Annotated in this window: 17 protein-coding genes; 9 read left to right on the forward strand and 8 right to left on the reverse strand. The window is 40.0% G+C overall.

From position 1 onward, the window contains the following. Positions 1 to 3 precede the first annotated feature (3 nt). Entirely contained in the window at positions 4 to 1,476 is a 1,473-nt protein-coding gene (gene zwf, locus L1264_RS14875) for a glucose-6-phosphate dehydrogenase (RefSeq protein WP_135925485.1), read from the reverse strand. 280 nt (positions 1,477 to 1,756) lie between these two features. Then, positions 1,757 to 3,403: a glucose-6-phosphate isomerase gene (gene pgi / locus L1264_RS14880; RefSeq protein ID WP_135925487.1), complete on the reverse strand. Its 1,647-nt coding sequence runs from the start codon at positions 3,401 to 3,403 to the stop codon at positions 1,757 to 1,759. 348 nt (positions 3,404 to 3,751) lie between these two features. Here pgi and L1264_RS14885 point away from each other — a divergent pair, with 348 nt between their 5' ends. Then, the gene (locus L1264_RS14885) at positions 3,752 to 4,783 is read left to right on the forward strand and encodes a LacI family DNA-binding transcriptional regulator (protein WP_135925490.1); all 1,032 of its coding nucleotides are present in this window, start codon (positions 3,752 to 3,754) and stop codon (positions 4,781 to 4,783) included. A gap of 71 nt (positions 4,784 to 4,854) precedes the next feature. On the opposite strand, the gene L1264_RS14890 is transcribed toward L1264_RS14885, so the two are convergent. Both L1264_RS14890 and L1264_RS14895 read right to left on the reverse strand, forming a co-directional pair. Beyond that, positions 4,855 to 7,110 (reverse strand): aminotransferase class V-fold PLP-dependent enzyme, encoded by a 2,256-nt coding sequence (locus tag L1264_RS14890; protein WP_199527387.1) that lies wholly within the window; start codon positions 7,108 to 7,110, stop codon positions 4,855 to 4,857. A gap of 118 nt (positions 7,111 to 7,228) precedes the next feature. Next, positions 7,229 to 8,296, reverse strand: coding sequence for an AI-2E family transporter (locus L1264_RS14895; protein WP_135925495.1), 1,068 nt, complete (start codon positions 8,294 to 8,296; stop codon positions 7,229 to 7,231). Between the two features lie 365 nt (positions 8,297 to 8,661). On the opposite strand from L1264_RS14895, the gene L1264_RS14900 reads away from it, so the two are divergent. The 5 genes from L1264_RS14900 to L1264_RS14920 are packed head-to-tail and all read left to right on the forward strand — an operon-like array spanning position 8,662 to position 12,198. Further along, positions 8,662 to 9,327 carry a hypothetical protein gene (locus tag L1264_RS14900; protein WP_199527388.1) on the forward strand — a complete coding sequence of 222 codons (666 nt, stop codon included), beginning with the start codon at positions 8,662 to 8,664 and terminating at the stop codon, positions 9,325 to 9,327. 1 nt (position 9,328) lies between these two features. Beyond that, positions 9,329 to 10,789 carry a M48 family metalloprotease gene (locus L1264_RS14905; RefSeq protein WP_135925502.1) on the forward strand — a complete coding sequence of 487 codons (1,461 nt, stop codon included), beginning with the start codon at positions 9,329 to 9,331 and terminating at the stop codon, positions 10,787 to 10,789. Positions 10,790 to 10,844: 55 nt separating this feature from the next. Further along, positions 10,845 to 11,192 carry an arsenate reductase (glutaredoxin) gene (gene arsC / locus L1264_RS14910; RefSeq protein ID WP_135925505.1) on the forward strand — a complete coding sequence of 116 codons (348 nt, stop codon included), beginning with the start codon at positions 10,845 to 10,847 and terminating at the stop codon, positions 11,190 to 11,192. Next, positions 11,192 to 11,746, forward strand: a complete 555-nt coding sequence (gene wrbA / locus L1264_RS14915) for an NAD(P)H:quinone oxidoreductase (RefSeq protein WP_135925508.1) — start codon at positions 11,192 to 11,194, stop codon at positions 11,744 to 11,746. Before arsC ends, wrbA begins: the two co-directional genes overlap by 1 nt. After that, on the forward strand, positions 11,743 to 12,198 hold the full coding sequence (locus L1264_RS14920) for a DUF2069 domain-containing protein (RefSeq protein ID WP_199527389.1): 456 nt from the start codon (positions 11,743 to 11,745) through the stop codon (positions 12,196 to 12,198). Before wrbA ends, L1264_RS14920 begins: the two co-directional genes overlap by 4 nt. 86 nt (positions 12,199 to 12,284) lie before the next feature. On the opposite strand, the gene L1264_RS14925 is transcribed toward L1264_RS14920, so the two are convergent. Next, a complete protein-coding gene (locus L1264_RS14925) occupies positions 12,285 to 13,622 on the reverse strand; it encodes an ankyrin repeat domain-containing protein (RefSeq protein WP_135925513.1) in 1,338 nt (445 codons plus the stop codon). Between the two features lie 248 nt (positions 13,623 to 13,870). Further along, positions 13,871 to 14,464, reverse strand: coding sequence for an MlaC/ttg2D family ABC transporter substrate-binding protein (locus L1264_RS14930; protein ID WP_135926296.1), 594 nt, complete (start codon positions 14,462 to 14,464; stop codon positions 13,871 to 13,873). A 238-nt stretch (positions 14,465 to 14,702) separates the two neighbouring features. On the opposite strand from L1264_RS14930, the gene L1264_RS14935 reads away from it, so the two are divergent. Further along, complete coding sequence (locus L1264_RS14935; RefSeq protein ID WP_199527390.1) at positions 14,703 to 15,239, forward strand: acyloxyacyl hydrolase; 537 nt, start codon at positions 14,703 to 14,705, stop codon at positions 15,237 to 15,239. 39 nt (positions 15,240 to 15,278) lie between these two features. Beyond that, a complete protein-coding gene (locus L1264_RS14940; protein ID WP_138556844.1) occupies positions 15,279 to 15,425 on the forward strand; it encodes a DUF2897 family protein in 147 nt (48 codons plus the stop codon). 30 nt (positions 15,426 to 15,455) lie between these two features. Here L1264_RS14940 and L1264_RS14945 read toward each other — a convergent pair whose 3' ends face one another. After that, entirely contained in the window at positions 15,456 to 16,823 is a 1,368-nt protein-coding gene (locus L1264_RS14945) for a YjiH family protein (protein ID WP_135925521.1), read from the reverse strand. Between the two features lie 70 nt (positions 16,824 to 16,893). Continuing rightward, positions 16,894 to 17,955, reverse strand: coding sequence for an outer membrane protein assembly factor BamC (gene bamC, locus L1264_RS14950; RefSeq protein WP_135925523.1), 1,062 nt, complete (start codon positions 17,953 to 17,955; stop codon positions 16,894 to 16,896). Positions 17,956 to 18,323: 368 nt separating this feature from the next. On the opposite strand from bamC, the gene L1264_RS14955 reads away from it, so the two are divergent. Further along, on the forward strand, positions 18,324 to 18,710 hold a 387-nt coding region (locus L1264_RS14955), incomplete at its 3' end, for a glycine cleavage system protein R (protein WP_235404178.1).

The following is an 18,710-nucleotide window of genomic DNA, read 5'->3' on the forward strand; positions in this document are numbered from 1 at the left end:
TAATTACGCCTTATCGCCTGTGTTAAACCATACATGATTGTTTTCTTCTAACAATTCATCAGCATCGTCCGGTCCCCAAGTACCTGCTCGGTATAACGAAGGGGCGCCTTTTTCTTGCCAGCGCTCAATAATTGGATCAATCCATTTCCAAGCTTGGCGCACTTCATCACGGTGAATAAACAGTGATGGATTATTTGCCGCAGCATCTAACATTAAGCGCTTATAAGCATCTGAATGGAAACCATTACTATAAGCCTGAGATAACTCAATGTTCATTGTTACTGGCTCTAACTGCATCTCAAGGTTATCAAGACGCTTAGACATCAATGTTAATTGAATTGTTTCTTCAGGTTGCAGACGAATAACGAGACGGTTTGGCTCAATATTGCCTACGTTGTCTGTATAAACATTGTGTGAAACCTTTTTGTATTCAACAACAATTTCAGCACAACGCTTTTTCATACGCTTACCAGTACGAAGATAGAAAGGCACACCAGCCCAACGCCAATTATCAATATGCGCACGAATAGCAACGAATGTTTCAGTTTTACTAGCACCTTCGTTTAATTCTTCTAAGTAACCAGGGACGATTTTACCGTCTAAGTTACCTGGCACGTACTGACCACGTACGATGTTCGCATCAACATCTTCAGCCACTAACGGACGTAACGACTCAAGCACTTTTAATTTTTCAGTACGGATGCTGTTTGCGTTTAATTTATTTGGTGATTCCATTGCTACTAAGCAAAGTAACTGCAGCAAGTGGTTTTGCACCATATCACGTAATGCACCAGCTTTGTCGTAAAAACCAGCACGACTTTCTAGGCCCACTGTTTCTGATAAGCTGATTTGGATGTTATCGATTGACTTAGCATCCCAAAGATTTTCAAACAGTGAGTTTGAAAAACGCAGTGCCATTAAGTTTTGTACTGTTTCTTTACCTAAGTAATGGTCAATACGGAAAATCTGTTCTTCATTAAAGTATTCAGCAATTTTCGCATTGATTGCTTCTGCTGACTCACCACAGTAACCAATTGGCTTTTCAACCACTACACGTGATGTTTCTGTGATTAACCCTTTTGAAGATAAAATTTCACAGCAGCTACCGTATACTGCAGGTGGTAATGAAAGGTAAAAAACACGAGACTTGTCAGCATCGTGTTCATTTAAAATATCTCTTAGCTTATCCCAGTCATCATCGGCTTCAGTAACGTTTGAAACAACAGGAACTAAGTAAGATGCAAACGCTTTCCAGTCTTTTGCGTTGTATTCGCCTTTACCTAAAAATTCTTGCAAAGCTTTATGAGCCGTCTCGATATATTCTTTGCATTTGTTTTGGTCACGTACCGTAGGAAGGATGCGCGAACCTTGAGGTAAATTACCTTCTTGATAAGCGCGATACATTGCAGGAAGCAATTTGCGTAACGCAAGATCACCACCGCCCCCAAAAATTACGATATCAAATGGATTTAGCATATATCACTCTCTACATTGGCAATGCCGAATAAATTAACTCCATGACTCTCATGAAATTTGGCAATGCTCGTTGTTATCTGGTTGATCTGGCTTTGTTTGATAGTTCCATTAACAAAACCTGTTGAATTTGTTTTGTGAGTAGCTTACTCATTATTCTTGTATTGGCTGAAGTAAATGAGTCTTAGGGGCTCTGTAAATCCTCTCACAAAAATACAGGCCCTAAGAACTCCAGCGCTACCCGTTCAAAGGTATCCGTTTTGCAGCTATTGCTGCGAATCTGTTACTGCTTACGATGCGTTTTATAGTAAGCGATCAGTCCATTCGTTGAACTGTCATGCGGATGACTTACTGTGTCATCAAATAATTCAGCTTCAATTTTAGAAGCAAGTCCTTTACCTAGCTCTACACCCCACTGATCAAAAGAACAGATTTCTAAGATGATGCCTTGGCAGAAAATCTTGTGCTCATAAAGTGCAATTAAGCGACCAACTGTTTTTGCATCAACCTTGTCTAATAACATTGAGGTTGTTGGGCGATTACCCTGATGAATCTTGTGATTCAATAATTCTGCAATTTCTGCTTCAGATTTACCTTTTGCGGTTAAATCAGCAGTTACTTGCTCTGCATCAACACCGGCCATCATTGCTTCGGTTTGTGCAAAGAAGTTTGATAATAAGATATCATGGTGCTTACCAACATTAACTTGCGGCTCAATTGAGGCAATAAAGTCCGCTGGTACAATTACATTACCTTGGTGCAGACATTGGTAAAATGCGTGTTGGCCGTTAATACCAGTCATACCCCAAATAATAGGTACTGTTGTGTAAGACACTGTTTCACCATCAAAAGTAACGTGCTTACCGTTACTTTCCATCTCACCTTGCTGTAAATATGCAGGTAACATGTGTAATGCTTGGTCGTAAGGTAAAATAGCTTGCGCCGTATAACCTAAGAAACTCGTATTCCAAACACTTAAAAGCGCCATTAATAATGGTACGTTGTTTTCAAATTCAGCATTTTTAAAATGCTCATCAATTTCAAACGCACCCTCTAAGATTTCTTCAAATGCTTCAAAGCCTAAATACAAGGCAATTGGTAAGCCTATCGCACTCCATAATGAAAAGCGACCACCTACCCAATCCCACATTGTGAATACGTTTTCATCAGCGATGCCAAAAGCTGCTGTTTTCTCTAAATTTGTACTAACAGCAACAAAGTGCTTAGCAATGTGCTCTTGAGCCTGTGCTGTTTGCAAAAACCATTCAACCGCTGATTTAGCATTAGTCATGGTTTCTGATGTTGTAAACGTTTTAGATGAAATAACAAATAACGTCGTTTCAGCGTCTAAACCTTGTAAAACTGATGCAATCTGAACACCATCAACATTTGATACGTAATGAACATTTAATGTGTCATCAGCGTAGGCTGCAAGCGCCTCAGTTGCCATTTGCGGGCCTAAATTTGAACCGCCTACACCAATTGCAACGACATCTTTCACCGCTTTACCTGTGTAGCCTAACCACTCGCCACTGCGAACCTTGCTAACGAACGCTTTCATTTTAGCAAGCTCAGCGTTTACTGCGTCTGTTACGTTTTCACCATCAACCATTATAGCTGTATTAGCACGGTTACGAAGTGCAGTATGAAGTACAGCACGGTCTTCAGTAATGTTAATTTTTTCACCACTGAACATTTTTTCGCGCCATGCGCTAATGTCACACTCTTTCGCTAAAGAGATTAATTGTTCAAAAACTGTTTTATCAATTTGTTGCTTCGAGTAATCGAATAATACGCCTGGGATCTGAGCTGAGAATTGCTCGAAACGCGTGCTATCTTTGGCAAATAAATCTTTAAGATGAATTTGTTTCATCTTCTTGGCACTTTCAGATAGTGCTTGCCAACTAGCTAATTGCGAACGGCTGCTCATATATATAATCCCCTCAAAACTTGCAACAAACTGATTTTTAACTATCTTTTTATTAATGTTGAATAAAGACAGCAATTAAAAACACGATGAAAATTAACACTAAGTTAAAATGACAACGCTGTCAATGCTCTACTTTTACATTTTATAGTCGAGATAATAGCGCAATTTTTCTCTTTTGACACCGGTATCATAAAAATTATCTCAATTATTTTACTGCTAATTTGGTAGAACATTAGATACACTAACTAACTTATATTAAATATTAATGTACCTATTAAGAAAAAGCGCTCTGGTGAACACTTTTCGATATTATTATAATACAAATATAACTAACTATAAAGTAACTGTATGAAAGTAACCATAAATGATGTAGCCAAACTCGCTGGTGTTTCAATGAAAACTGTTTCGCGAGTGATCAATAAAGAGCCATCTGTCAGAAAAAAAACGTACGACATAGTGATGGACGCTGTAAACACGTTGAACTATCAGCCAAACCTTGCAGCTCGTAACCTTGCAGGCACATCGTCTTTTACTGTTGGTCTGGTATATGACAACCCCAATGCATACTATGTTATCGACATGCAAAATGGGGTGCTATCACGCTGCAAAGAAGAAGGCTATGAGTTGGTTATTCATCCATGCAGCTATCTTGATGCGAATATGCAAGAAGACTTTAAAACCATGATCAAGCGCTCGCGTTTGGCAGGCCTTGTATTAACGCCACCTCTTTCAGAGCAAAACAGTATCATAGAAATGCTTGACGAAATGGGCATTCATTATGTGCGTGTGCTTTCTGGTCGTCCTACAGAGGAAGATCAAGACACCTGTATTTATGTAAATGACTACGCGGCAGCGTACGAAATTACTGCTCACCTACTCTCGCTTGGTCATAAAAATATCGGCTTTTTATGCGGCGACAAAGAACATAAGTCAACAACTGAACGCTTAGAGGGTTATCAGGCTGCGCTAAGGGATCACAACATCCCATTGAATGATGATCTGATCTACGAAGGCCAATATTCTTTTGAATCTGGTGTTGAAGGTGCAAAAGCATTGCTTGGTGAGAATAACCCGAAAAACATTACAGCCTTACTTGGCGGAAACGATGAGATGGCTGCGGGTGCGTTATTTGCTTCACGATTAATGGGCATTGAAATTCCACAGCAACTCTCTATCACTGGTTTCGAAGACTCGCCATTCTCGCGTCAAACTTGGCCGAAACTAACAACAGCCCATCAAGCGAATGATGTGATTTCACAGCATGCCGCTCGGTTATTGTTTAGAAAAACCCGTGGTGCACGTAATCAAGATAAAGACATCATCACGACCTTTACCCCTTCATTAGTGGTACGGGAAAGCTCAGGCCCAACCTCAGCTTAATTTATTCAAGTTACAAAAAAGCCGCTATTTAGCGGCTTTTTTGTTTGATGACTGAATTGTTCTGATACCAATCAAAACAATGCTAAACCGCCATTTAAGTTATACACATTTTCAAAACCTAACTGCGACAAATTGTTTGCGGCTTGTTTTGAACGGTTACCACTACGACACACCAAAATGTAGTTATGTGCTTTATTAAGCTGCCCTTGGACTATAGCATTAGCCATACGGCTTAATGGAATGTTGATCACTTTGCTATCTGCAACTGTGAATAACTCAGCTAAATTATTCGCACCATGTTCATAAGGTTCGCGCGTATCGATTAGGTAAGTTGTCTTATCGTCTAACATTGCTTTAGCGTCGGTTGCTGCTAGCTGTTTCATCGGCGCACTTTCAAGTGTTTCAACATATCCACATAAAGAGTGACTCTCTGCATGCTTTTGTTCATCCGCTTGTTGCTTTAACTCAACAAACTGAACATCTGATACTTGCTCATTTAATAGTTTTGCTAATAATGGCGTCGTTGCTTTTTGTGCGTGCCAATCCATTGCAAAGCATTGTTGATAATCATGACCTGAACAAATCACTGTTGAATCTGTGATTGCCATTGCAAGCTGTTTTAGTGATTGTGCCATTTTTGCTGCATCGCCACCGCTAATTGCCGTGTTACCTAAGCCACCTGGTAAGATTAAATCACCACAGAAACAATAGCTTACCTCACCACTTCGCGTATCTGCTAATAAATAGCTAACACTGTCTTCACTGTGACCCGGTGTCGCTATTTTGGTTAAGCGTACACCGCTTAATTCGATAGTTGCTGACCCTTTCGGCCAACCAAGTTCATCTATCTCATTGGTAACATAACGCTCTGCTAGCTCTTTGGTTAGTAAACAACGAGCTGATAAACGCTCTTGGTGATTATGCGTATCAATAATCGCTTGAACAGTTAAGCCTTGTGTAGCGACAATTTTTGCCATGCGCGGGATAAGCTCAATGATAGGATCAATCACCACTGCGTTTTTATCGCAATCAACATACAGCCAACAACATGCCGCCTGATGACGAAGTTGTGTTAAGCCAATCGCACAGACTTCTTGCTGAGGCGATGTGCTATCAGAGACAACTAGGCAGTTAGCTTCTAGAATCGGTTTTAAAGAACGGATTTTTTCACAGGCAAAGTCAATTTCTTGTTGGCTTGCAGCTGGGCCAAACGACATACGAATCGCATTTTCACTTTGCCAATTACTAGCGCCCATTGCATCAAGAACAAAGCTACGATTAGCACCAGAGCTACATGCAGAGCCACCGCTTACTCGGATGCCCGCAGCATCAAATAAGTCCATCACTTCTTTACTGGTTAGTTCATTAACTGCAAAGTTTAATGTAGTAGGCACTGAATGCTCAAAACTATGGTTAAAAGTAATGCTACCAAACGTATCTAAGAGAGCTGCATGTAACTGCTTACGATAATCATGCAACTGCTCAAGAGGCTTAAATGTCTGGTTTTGTTTATCAAGTAATAGTGAGAACAGTTTATTTAAACCAGCAATACCTGGTAAGTTCTCGGTGCCTGAGCGCATTCCGCTTTCTTGGCCGCCACCCGCTATAAATGGTGTGTACGCACTGCCTTTACGAATATACAGCACACCGATACCTTTCGGTGCATATAATTTATGACCAGAGAATGGCGCATAATCTATCGTTGTTTCGCTAAGTGCTAAATTGGTTTTTCCTAATGCTTGAACACAATCTACCATCCAGGCTACATTATTGTTCTCACTGCGAATTACTCGCTCAATGGCGGTTAAATCTTGGAACACACCGGTCTCGTTATTTACTGCCATAGTACAGATCATCAATGCATTAGCAGCATGTTCACGAATAAACTCAAGATCTAAAATACCGTTTTTATCAACTGGAATAGCTAAAACGCGTGCGTTGATATTAAGCACATTATTCCAATGCTTTAAGGTATTTGGCACCGCTTTATGTTCTGTAGCCCCATAAAGTAATACAGGGTTCTCGATTTGGTGATTTTTAGCAGCAATAAGCGTTGAAACAACCGCCGTTTGAATACCTTCGGTCGCACCTGAGGTAAATAAAATATCGCCATCGGTAGCACCTATCACTTCGCGTGCTTTGGTGCGAGTTTGTTCTAATAGGTGTTTAGCTTGAATACCTGTAATGTGAGAGCTCGATGGATTACCAAAGCAAACTTGCATCGTGTGCGAAACAACATCGGCAATGTCAGAAAGTACAGGAGTCGTTGCATTCGCATCTAAATAAATTTGTTGATTAGCATCGTCAGAAAGGAAAAAACTTGCCATGTAAAACGCACCATATTACTAAAAGATATATCTTATAACCTATTTTACAGTTTTCACGGCTAAATTATAATAATCAATTAGTCAGTAAAGTGCGTTTTCTATACTTTTTAAGACTAAGCTAGCGCTCAATCAACTCTTCTTTTTTAGATGACCATGCATTTATAAGTGCTTTTACTAATGAAGCTAGCGGGATTGCGAAGAACACCCCCCAAAATCCCCATAAACCACCAAAAAACAACACTGCAACAATTATAAACACCGGATTTAAGTCAACAGCTTCAGAGAACAGTAAAGGCACTAACACATTGCCATCAAGTGCTTGAATTACACCATAGATGATTAGAATGGTCCAAAACTGCGTTTCTAAACCAAATTGGAACAACGCCACCGCAGCCACTGGAATAGTCACCAGTGCCGCCCCTACAAAGGGTATCAATACAGATAGACCAACCAAAACACCTAACAAGGCCGCGTAACGTAGATCTAAAACGGCAAAGGCGATAAAAGAAGCTGTACCAACAATTAAAATTTCAAATACCTTGCCACGAATATAATTCATTATTTGCTGATTCATTTCTTGCCAAACTTGAATGATTAAGCGGCGCTGCTTAGGTAATAAACGTTCAGCACTTTGTGTAAGTTCTAACTTATCTTTAAGCATAAAGAACACAAGTAGCGGTACTAAAATCAAATAAATCAACCAAGCTGCCACATCTTTTATAGACGTTAATGACACTGATAGTACTAACTGACCAAACTCAATAGCTTTGGTTTCAACACTGGTAACAATTGATTTAACCTGATCTTCAGTGATCAAACTTGGGTAATCCTCAGGAAGATGTAAAAGCAGCGCTTTACCTTTTTCAATCATATAAGGGGTTTCTTGCACGAGGTTACTGGTTTGCTGCCAAAGCACAGGGCCCATGCCGACGATAATGGTGATCATTAAGCCACTAAACACTAACATGACAATAATTGTGGCAGTGAAGCGTTTTAAACCTAGCCTTTCTAAATGCGCTACAGGCCAATCAAGTAAATAAGCAATTACCAGCGCGACTAAAACAGGTACCAGTAAGGAGCCAAAAAAATAGAAAAATGCAAAGGTTGCAATTAACAGCAACAATAAGGTTACTGAGTGGGGATCAGAAAATTTATTTTCGTACCAAGCTTTTACATATTCAAACACAAACGGGCTCCACGGTTAACACACCTAATTCTAGGTCAATTTCAAAATGGTAATGATGTTTTTCTAAAAAGCGCTGCATATCATCACTAGAATGTGCAGCATTAAATGTAAAAGTGACGGGTTGATTAACAGATTGTGCCTTATTTAACCCTAATTTAAACTGAATAAATTGTTGTGGACACTTATAGTCCCTTAAATCAACCATTAACATAGCGAATCAACTGCGTTATTAATATGAATAATAAGTATAAGATGTCAGCATCTTGGAAAAATAATCCTTTATAGTGAGAAGAACTCATTTTTTTCTTAAAACACGCAAAACAATAGTTTATCCTTAATCAATAACTGGTAGTAAAGGAAACACGATGCCTGGCTCGCATAATAAAGCGCAATTGCCTGCGAATCCAACTCTTAAAGAGATTAATTGGTATAAAAAACAAATAAACTGGGGGGAGTTGCCGCCATTTTACCATTTGGTAGCATCGTCAGTGAGTGAATCTGAAGGTATTTTAGATCATGGCTTTGACAATGCGGTAAAAAGATTAATAGATCCCAGAAATTGGAACCTTGAGCTACTAGGAGGCTACGAAACCGAGATGGGTGAAATTGTCTGTGAGCAAAAGCCACGCATCGCATTGCACCAGAGCTTTACCGATCGAGGTTTCGAATTATGGGCCTACCCCTTTGCTAAAGATGTCACTGTTGACCAATACATCAAAGACAATCGATTTATGGAGTTTAGAGTCTGGGATCCGCATTCAATGAGGAACCTGATACGCTTTAATCAACTACACAAATTTATAGCTTTTTATTTTGAACGTGGCGATAAAGCTGATAAAGCCTTAATCTTACACGCACACAAAGTCGTACATAAAATCATAACTTTTTTACAACGGGAGTTGAACGTTGTTAAGCTAGACGGAGTCACAATAAAAGATTTCTATCAATTGTGTGAAAAAGATAGCCGAGCATGCAGCGACGAAATAGACATAGCAAAAGTCATGTTAGGTGAGCAAATCAACAAGGAATAAGATGCGACTAAAATCAGCCTTTATAACATTATGCAGTGCTTTACTAACATTTTCGATACTGCATAGTGAGCCGTTGAAGGCGCAAACTAATTTTAAGCTGCCCGATTTAGGGACCTCGGCTTTACAAGCCTTGCCTATTGAAAAAGAGCAAGCAATAGGCGAAGTAATGATGATGCAAATTCGTGGCTCATCACCCGTCGTCAATGATCCTGTGCTTGATGAATACCTAACGACATTAGGTCGTCGATTAGTTGCTAACGCAAACGATGTGCGTTTTCCCTTTTCATTTTTTTGGATAAACAACCCAGAAATAAATGCTTTTGCATTTTACGGGGGTCATGTGGGTGTTCACACAGGCCTCATCGCTCAAGCAGACAACGAAAGTCAGTTTGCCTCAGTGCTCGGCCATGAAATTGCCCACGTAACACAGCGCCATTTAGCGCGTCGTATTCAGCAGCAGCAAGATAACAGCGCACTTACTATTGCAGGTATGATTGCGGGGATATTAGCAACCGTTGTTGCTCCAGATGCTGGGATAGCGATTATTTCAGCAAACCAGACTCAAGCCGCATTTAGTCAACTTACTCATAGCCGTGCAGCTGAACAAGAAGCTGACCGCATCGGCATGCAAACTCTCAACAACGCAGGGTTTGATCCGCGCCAATCAAGCGAGTTTTTAACCAAGCTCGCTGCGCAAATTCGCTATAAATATAAGCCACCTGCATTTTTGCTTACCCACCCACTACCCGAAAGCCGGGTATCAGATGTGCGGTTACGTGCAGAGCAATACCCAAAGAGACATTACTCAGACAGTCTCGACTTCAACTTAGCCAAAAGCAGAGTTATAGCAAGGTATCACCAAAAACCTAAAGCGGCAGAAGATCTTTTCCGTAAGCTGATGCGTGATAATAGCGTACATAACGACACCGCCTTGAAATATGGATTGGGTATTAGTTTATTGGATCAAAAAAAGCTAGATGAAGCAGCCAGCATTCTTAATCCTCTGCTTGAGCAAGATCCAAAGAATTTATTTTATATCGATACCCACACCGACTTATTAATTGCCCAAGGTAAAGCCGATGAAGCGGTTGAGTTTTTAGCTAAGTTAGATATCGACAGACCTAACAATCAGGTTATCGCCCTTAACTACGCTAATGCCGCCATTGAAGCAAAACAATTTGATGTTGCTGAGCGTATTTTAAAGTCTTACTTACTCGCAAAGCCTGATCACAACCTTGCTAAAGAGCTCATTGCTGATGTGTACAAAAAACAAGAAAACATGGCCTCCTACCATGAAGCCCATGCAGATGTACTGGCCCAATATGGCGCTTATCTAAAAGCGGCCGATGAAATTCAAAAAGCGCTCAATTTTGTTGAACCCGAAGAGTTAGTAAAACAGCAGCGCTTAAAAGCCCTACTCACGCAATACCGACAGTTACAAAAAGAGCTTGCGAGACTTTAAGTCTTGCACTGCTTGCCCTAAAATAAGCCAAATTATTAAAATCAGAGACCACGCTATGTCTGTAACTATTTACCACAACCCTCGTTGTTCTAAATCACGTGAAACCCTTGCCCTATTAGAAAGCAATAATGTGCAGCCAAGTGTTGTTGAATACCTAAAAACACCACTTAATGAACAACAAATTGCAACGCTTGTGACACAGCTAGGCTTTACCTCAGCGCGTGAGTTAATGCGCACAAAGGAAGATATCTACAAAGAGCTTGAACTGAAAAACGAGCAAGACGAGAACAAGTTAATTGCTGCGATGGCGGCCAATCCAAAACTAATCGAGCGTCCTATTGTTGAAAACAATGGCAAAGCTGCTCTAGGTCGTCCACCAGAAAACGTATTAAGCGTACTTTAATGGCTATAAACATTGTTGTGCTATACCACTCAAGCCATGGCTCTTTGGAAGCTATGGCACATGAGATAGCCGAGTCAATTGAGCAGCAAGGTGCTACTGCCCTACTACGCACATTTGTGCAGCGTCAGCCGCACGATATTGTGATCAGCAAAGATGATCTAATTAATTGCGATGGTTTGGCATTTGGCACCCCGACACGATTTGGCATGATGGCCTCACAAGCAAAGAGCTTCTGGGAAACCACCAGCGACTTATGGTTAAAAGGTCAATTAATCGACAAACCAGCTTGTGTGTTTTCGTCATCCAGTAGTATGCATGGTGGTAATGAAGCCACCTTATTAAATCTATCGCTGCCATTATTACACCACGGCATGATGTTGCTCGGTGTGCCTTATGAGGTGCCTGAATTACTCGCAACTGAAACTGGTGGAACGCCTTACGGGGCCAGTCATGTTGCTGGTAGCAACAACAGCAATGTATTAAGTAAAGACGAAATTAAAATATGCCAAAGTGTTGGAAAACGTTTGGCGCAAATTGCGAGTAAATTACAATGAGCGTGGAAACTGAATTAAAACAGCCCGTAGCCAAAAAGCCTATCACTAAACGATTTCAACGTTTTGCGTTAATAGGTTATGTTGGCTTATTAGTTTTGATGCCGATTTGGTTGTTTTTAATTGCCCCAAGAGAAGGACATAGCAATGCCTTTATCTTTGTAGTTTATATACTTCCCCTGCTGCTACCACTTAAAGGCATTATTCAAGATAAACCTTATACCTATGCATGGGCCAACTTTATCGTAATGTTCTATTTTATCCATGGTTTTACATTACTGTGGGTGGCACAAGAGCAGCTGATTTGGGTGTTACTTGAGTTAATCTTTGCTAGTTTGATGTTTATAGGCTGTACCTACTATGCACGCCACCGTGGACAAGAGCTTGGTCTTAAGATACGTAAATTAAAAGAAGAGCTGGCTGAAGAAAAAGCCGCTCACGAGCACGATAAATAATACCGATTCTTTTATCTAAAGATGAAACAAAAAGCGGCAACTAAGGTTGCCGTTTTTTTATGTCATATTTGCTAATCGTTAACTAATCACACTAACTCAGCTAAGGTGGCTAAAGCGACGATACTTGCCAGACCAACTTGCCCGATTAAGCTAAGTAACGAGAACATTCTTAATAAGAAAAGTCCCCATGGATGGCGTATATGCGGGTAAAGTGCGCATCGCTTCAAACTGGTAGCAAAGAAAAAGCACAGAATAGAAACCAGCGTAAAGCTAAGTGTTAACTCACTTTTAATGGCAATACTGTCATCAAAGAAGAAAAACAATTGCACAGGAAATAGCAAGGTAACTATGGCGTGCAATAGGTGCACTTTTTTAACGCGGTCAAATTGCCCTTCTGGCGAAAGCTCTTTAATTCCGAAGTCATGTTCAAGAACCTTGACTAAATTATCAGCTTTAATACTCACAGCTAACCGATAACAACTTAAACCATCTTTATTGCGTACTCTGAAGTCAAAACCATTTTTGAGTAACAAAACGAGTAAAGGCGCATTTTCAGCGAACACTGCGTAATGAAGAGCTGTGTTGCCTTTATTGTCTTGAATGGTTTTATCTTGGTGCTCAAGCAGGGTTTCAACAACATTGACATACCCTTTCTCTGTTGCCCACATAAAAGCTGTTTTACCATTCTCATCAGCTAGGGTGCCAGTAGCCCCTTGTTCAATAAAGCGCTTAGCCATGGTTTGTTTGGCGCTTTCATGGCTTAAGTGAGCAAGCAATGCTTGTTCTAAAAGAGACACCGAATCAACATCCGGAGAGATCAACTTAAGTAACGTGAAATAATCCTCACCGTGCGCAACTTTTTCAGCGGCTAACGCAGTTAACTGCTCTAAATCAGCCACAGAGTCAGGGATAAATCCGCTAAAACGTTCTCTAAAGTCTACTTCGGTCCAAAGAGTCAGCACATCTTCTGCAGACATTTTAGCCCCTTGCTCCAAGACATGCTCAATCACCGTAAAGTATCGGCGATTAAATAACTGTTGAATCAATGTAATGGGCGTTTTTACCGCTGATTGGGCAAATGCACTTGCGTATTTTTCTAAACGCTGGCACAACATCAGCACTAAGCTCTCAGGAGTATATTCATTTTCTAAAAAGTGCTGTTTCATCGCATTGATATAGTTCAATGCAGCTTCGTCAAACTCAGAAATATGTTGAAAATAGCACTCTTCGAATGGATCTAGTGGAGTTAACCAAGAAAGATAATAAATAGGCGGAAGGACTGTCGCACAGACACCATCATCTTCATTGGTTGAACGACATGCAGGCCAAGCTTCTAAAGCGTCTAAAATATAAGCCCCGTTTTGCTCAGCTAATCCTTTGATCAGTAACGGGTACTCCTTTGGCCAAATTAGTACATTTTCCATTAAAACAACACAACTCCGCTCACGCATTATTAGGTGACTTATTAAGCTCTACGTTATAGCAAAAACTAACTGACACTGAGCTTAATAATGAAACAAAACAACGAGTATCTAATTCGATACTTCAAGATGAAAAAACTAGCTTGATTCTACCACAGAGGGCAATTGGTGCTAGCGCAAAGTAGGTGATTTTTAAAGAAAATAGAAAAGCAGTGGTACATTGGTAATACTCACTGCTTGGTTGGAGACTGCTACTTACTTGCTAACTCTTGAGTCACTTTATCAATGCCCACTTGGCTGATACGTTGAAGTACTTCTTTTTGCTTAGCACTTAATAAAGAAATACCTTCAGCAACAATATCGTATACCTTCCATTGCTTGTCTTTACCTTGGCGAAGTTTAAAGTGTAAATCAATAGTCGGCGCATTATCATCAATGATCTGAGTTTTTACCGTTGCATATCCGTCATCTATCAACTGTGATGGATCGAACACTACTTTTTGCCCAGTGTATTTCATCAATGCACCCGCATAAGTTACTGTTAAGTAATGCTCTACAGCTGCGATAAAATCGATTGCTTGCTCACGGCGTAACCCTTTTATGTGTTTACCCAACAACTTATATGATACGAACTTGGTATCCATATGGGGCAGCAAACGTTTTTCAACAATACTAGCCATTGCCTCAGTGCTAGCGTCACCTTTGGAGTTTACATTAGCAATATCAACAAATAAGTCTGCTGTGACTGACTCTAACAATTGCTTTGGCGAACGGTCTTCGCTAGCAAACACGCTTGTAGTAAGTAACGTTGCAATTAGCAAAAGTGAGTTAACTAATTTGGTCATCATCGTATTCGCTTGTGATTGAAAATTTCCGCCAATATACCGATATTGAAACCACAAAAAAAGAAACAATACGTCAACGTTTTAATGCCAAATTGGCATCAATCGGTTTTTACCAAGTTTTTCAATGGATTGCTTAAAAAAGCGAGAATATGCACAAGTTCTGTGTGTTTACGCACATTGAAAAAGCAATGTCACCACCCCTATCTACTTGCTCAAAGTCATAGTAAGAATTACCGATATGAAATTAAAACACCCACTAAAAGCACTTGCACTAAGCACAGCATTACTAATAGCACCATCGATTGATGCCGCCCAAAATCATGGCTATGCCATTGATTACATTCAAGGTGAAGGTGATGTGAAAGGGTTAAAACTTGCCTATCAATACCATTTACCAAACGAAAAACTGCCTTTTGAACATGCTCGGGTATACTTCGAATCAAGCTTTAATGTTTGGCAGTATGGCAAAGACAACAGACATCAAACGAATATCGTGTTAGCTGTTTCTCCAGTGATCCAATACCCGGCGTTTAATGTGAAAAACATACCTGTTCATGTGGAGTTTGGTATTGGGGTTTCACTGTTGGATGACACCCATTTTGCAGGCAAAAATGTTAGTACTCACTACCAGTTTGAGGACAGATTAGGATTAGTAGCAGACCTAGGAAACAACACAAGCTTAGCACTCAGGTATTTACACTATTCCAACGCCGGATTTAAAAGCCCTAACCCTGGACTTGATTTTATTTCACTGTCTTATGCCAAACGATTTTAAGTGCTACTATTGTGCTGCATATATTTACAGGATTTCAAGATGGAAACATGGCAAATTATAGGCATTTTTGTTGCAGTATTTGGTGTAGTAATTGGTAACCTTATGTTGCTAAAACATGCTGCGAAAATGGACTTCAAGGTACCTAAAGATGACACTGGTAAAGATAAAAAAAGCCCTGATGAATAATCAGGGCTTTTTTAAAAAGGCTTAGCTTATTTATACTAGCCAATGCGCCATTAAGACAATAACCGGTAATGTCACTAAGGTTCTCAAAATAAAGATGAAGAATAGCTCAATAATATTTACCGGAATTTTACTTCCTAAAAGCAAAGCACCGACTTCAGACATATAAATCAATTGGGTTACACTCATTGCTGCAATAATAAAACGTGTAACGTCACTTTCGATACTACCTGCAGCAAGAATTGATGGAATAAACATATCTGCAAAACCAACCATAATAGTTTGTGCTGCAGCTTCGGCTTCAGGTACTTGAAGAAGCTCTAAAAATGGTACAAATGGTTTACCCATATACTCAAATATCGGCGTGTATTCAGCAATGATCAGAGCAAATGTGCCCACCGCCATAACCACAGGTAATACTGCAAACACCATATCAAATGCGTTGTGCAGACCTTCTTTAACTGTACCAACAAAGCCAGGTGCAGTGCGCGCTTTAGCAAATGCGACATCTAACGAATGCGAAATTAAGGTTTTACCTTCAGGTACCAACTCAGCATCTTTATCGGGCTCGCTACCATCAAAATATAAATCTTTCTTAAAGCGTAATGGTGGTAAACGAGGCACAATCAGTGCTGCCACTAAACCGGCTAAACACACAGTTAAATAAAACGGTGCAAATAAGTGCTCAAGCTTTACTTGACCAATAACAACTAAACAAAAGGTAATTGATACAGCTGAGAAAGTGGTACCAATAATGGCAGCTTCGCGTTGTGTATAGTGTTTATCTTCATACTGACGAGCGGTCATCAAAATACCCACACTACCGTCACCTAACCAAGATGCCACACAGTTGACTGCACTTCGACCTGGCACACCAAAAAGTGGGCGCATCACTTTAGTTAATAAGGTACCCACTAGCTCAAGTAGACCGAAGTTTAATAATAACGGTAATAATAATCCCGCTAAAACAAACACAGAAAACAACACGGGCAATAAGTCGTTTAACACCAATGCACCGGTATTACCGGAAATAATCATTTCTGGCCCTTGTTTTGTATAGGTCAGAATAATAAATACCATCCCCAGTAATCGAACACTCAGCCAAAGCCAACTAACATCAAATAAATGTTTAATTATAAAGTACTTAAGTAATGGCTGTGGTTTAAACAGCTTTATCACTAAAGATAAAATACCGGTGATACAAACAATACTGGTAATCAAACCCAGTGCAAAAGGTGCAATCCATTGTTGCACTGCTTTTGCCATAACAGCAATTGGGATGGTCATTGCTTCACCTATGGGTACCGGCGTCATGAATAAGAAGACACCTATAAGTGAAGGAACGAAAAAGGTGAACAAGGTTCGCATGTCGATGCGATTTGTTGCGTTTAAGTTAGACATATTTTCAACCTGTAGAAACCACAAAAAGAGCGGCTAGGCTCTTTTTGTGGTGGTTTAATTTTTTTAATTATTAAATATTAATTCCACGCTGACGCAGCGCGTTTTCTAATGCTTGTTGTAGGTCATTCATTGTACCAGGCTCTAGCGTAGCACCTTGCGAGTCCATCCAAGTTAAACTTGTACCACCATCATTAGTGCGGCTAACGAGAATTTGGTACTGGCCATCTTCAATTGGTAACTCAGCAACTTCTTCGCCCCAAATTGAATCCCAAACACTTGACTCTGGCTTTTTATAATCAGCAGTGATCAAACCACGCTCTTGGTCAATCTCAACAATTGTGAAAGATAAACGCTCTAAGAAACCAGAAAAACGATCGAATACCATGCTGTATTCTTGCTCAGTTACAAGCGCAGCGTTGCCTTTGTTATCAAAGCCCATTTCAAGAGAAATAATGCCTTGTTGCTTACGCATTTCCACTTCTAACTGACGGTAGCGGTAATCAAACTCAGCAATAATCTGGTTAAGAGCACGCACTTCTAGTTGTTGCTGTAAAAGTGGCGTCAATTGTTGTGAACCGCTTTTATAATCAACAAGTTTTGAGGTTAAAGAAGCTGTACGTTGATGCGACTTCTCTTCAATTGTAAATAAAAAGCGTTGTTGAGATACTTCTTTTTCACTTTCCCAAAACCAACCATCTTCAGGTTTAATAATTGTATACCAGCCTGTTTCGATGCTATTTGTTGCTTTGTCAGCTTTTTCTACAGAAGTGTTTTTCTCTGCTAATACCGCTTTTATAGAGTCCCAAATGAATGTATCTAGATCTTCAATACCATCATTTTTATCAAAATAAACCCGAGCTAATTTATCACCTTCTTCCACCCAAGTTCCTTGCGCGATGGTAATAACCTGTGCTGGCGGACGATAATTTTTTGCTTCAGGGTTGTTGTCGTATTGTGCAACATCCATTTTGTAAGTCGGATCTTGAGTCGGTTGCGCAAGGCCTGCTGGCGCTTTGACCGGTTCATTTGCACGATAATTACGCTTATGGTGTGCTTCATCAGTGAACACACTGCATCCTGTTAAACTTACCATTACGCTTACAGCAAGCGCCTTTGAGATCCAATACTGCACAGATATTTCTCCTTAGCAAACCCTTAATTTTTTAACAAATATATGAGTGGGTAATGCCGATTTGGTTCACTGTAAAATCATTTATAACTTTACATTTATTGTTTTTATGCAAATAACCCGAGCAATTTGGGTTAACGCGTCATGTATATGTTTACTTATCGCCTTGCAAAATTTTAACTATGGTACTTTCTGATGCCCCTAAAAACAAGAAAGAGCACACTTTATTAACGGCTTAATTAATCGCAGCTACCGTTAACGATGTTAATTATGGTAAACTTCGCCGCCGTGCAGTATTAAACTCACGTGAAATCAAGGCTTATTGGCTTATACCCATTGGTATTATTTAATTACTAGGTACTTAAAATTCCATGACTGCTTTTTCAAATCATCAGATAGTGCTCACAGCGATTGGCGAAGACAGGCCCGGTATCGTTAGCGAATTAACTCAGCTAGTGAGTGATTGTCATTGCAATATTATTGACAGTCGCATTGCTATCTTGGGTAATGAATTTACTTTTATTATGTTATTGGCAGGCGATATGTCTGCAATTAGCCGAATCGAGCATACCTTGCCTACAAAAGGAATGGAACTTGGTTTATTAACCATGATGAAACGCACAGCAAGTCATATTGCATGTGAATTTTGTGCCGGTTACACCCTTGAATATACGGGTATCGACACTCCGGGTACATTAAGCAAAGTTACTCGTTTTTTTGCTGACAACAACATCAGCATTTGTTCACTTAAGTCAGAC

This window comes from Pseudoalteromonas sp. APAL1 (genome assembly GCF_021532475.1).
GTDB lineage: Bacteria > Pseudomonadota > Gammaproteobacteria > Enterobacterales > Alteromonadaceae > Pseudoalteromonas > Pseudoalteromonas lipolytica_C.

Bases quoted from the DNA above. Each gene is read 5' to 3' on its own strand.
- L1264_RS14890 (WP_199527387.1), bottom strand. From the start codon at position 7,110: ATGGCAAGTTTTTTCCTTTCTGACGATGCTAATCAACAAATTTATTTA.
- L1264_RS14920 (WP_199527389.1), top strand. From the start codon at position 11,743: ATGAGCGTGGAAACTGAATTAAAACAGCCCGTAGCCAAAAAGCCTATC.
- L1264_RS14940 (WP_138556844.1), top strand. From the start codon at position 15,279: ATGGAAACATGGCAAATTATAGGCATTTTTGTTGCAGTATTTGGTGTA.
- L1264_RS14945 (WP_135925521.1), bottom strand. From the start codon at position 16,823: ATGTCTAACTTAAACGCAACAAATCGCATCGACATGCGAACCTTGTTC.
- L1264_RS14935 (WP_199527390.1), top strand. From the start codon at position 14,703: ATGAAATTAAAACACCCACTAAAAGCACTTGCACTAAGCACAGCATTA.
- L1264_RS14905 (WP_135925502.1), top strand. From the start codon at position 9,329: ATGCGACTAAAATCAGCCTTTATAACATTATGCAGTGCTTTACTAACA.
- L1264_RS14885 (WP_135925490.1), top strand. From the start codon at position 3,752: ATGAAAGTAACCATAAATGATGTAGCCAAACTCGCTGGTGTTTCAATG.
- arsC (WP_135925505.1), top strand. From the start codon at position 10,845: ATGTCTGTAACTATTTACCACAACCCTCGTTGTTCTAAATCACGTGAA.
- L1264_RS14930 (WP_135926296.1), bottom strand. From the start codon at position 14,464: ATGACCAAATTAGTTAACTCACTTTTGCTAATTGCAACGTTACTTACT.
- zwf (WP_135925485.1), bottom strand. From the start codon at position 1,476: ATGCTAAATCCATTTGATATCGTAATTTTTGGGGGCGGTGGTGATCTT.
- L1264_RS14900 (WP_199527388.1), top strand. From the start codon at position 8,662: ATGCCTGGCTCGCATAATAAAGCGCAATTGCCTGCGAATCCAACTCTT.
- pgi (WP_135925487.1), bottom strand. From the start codon at position 3,403: ATGAGCAGCCGTTCGCAATTAGCTAGTTGGCAAGCACTATCTGAAAGT.
- L1264_RS14925 (WP_135925513.1), bottom strand. From the start codon at position 13,622: ATGGAAAATGTACTAATTTGGCCAAAGGAGTACCCGTTACTGATCAAA.
- wrbA (WP_135925508.1), top strand. From the start codon at position 11,192: ATGGCTATAAACATTGTTGTGCTATACCACTCAAGCCATGGCTCTTTG.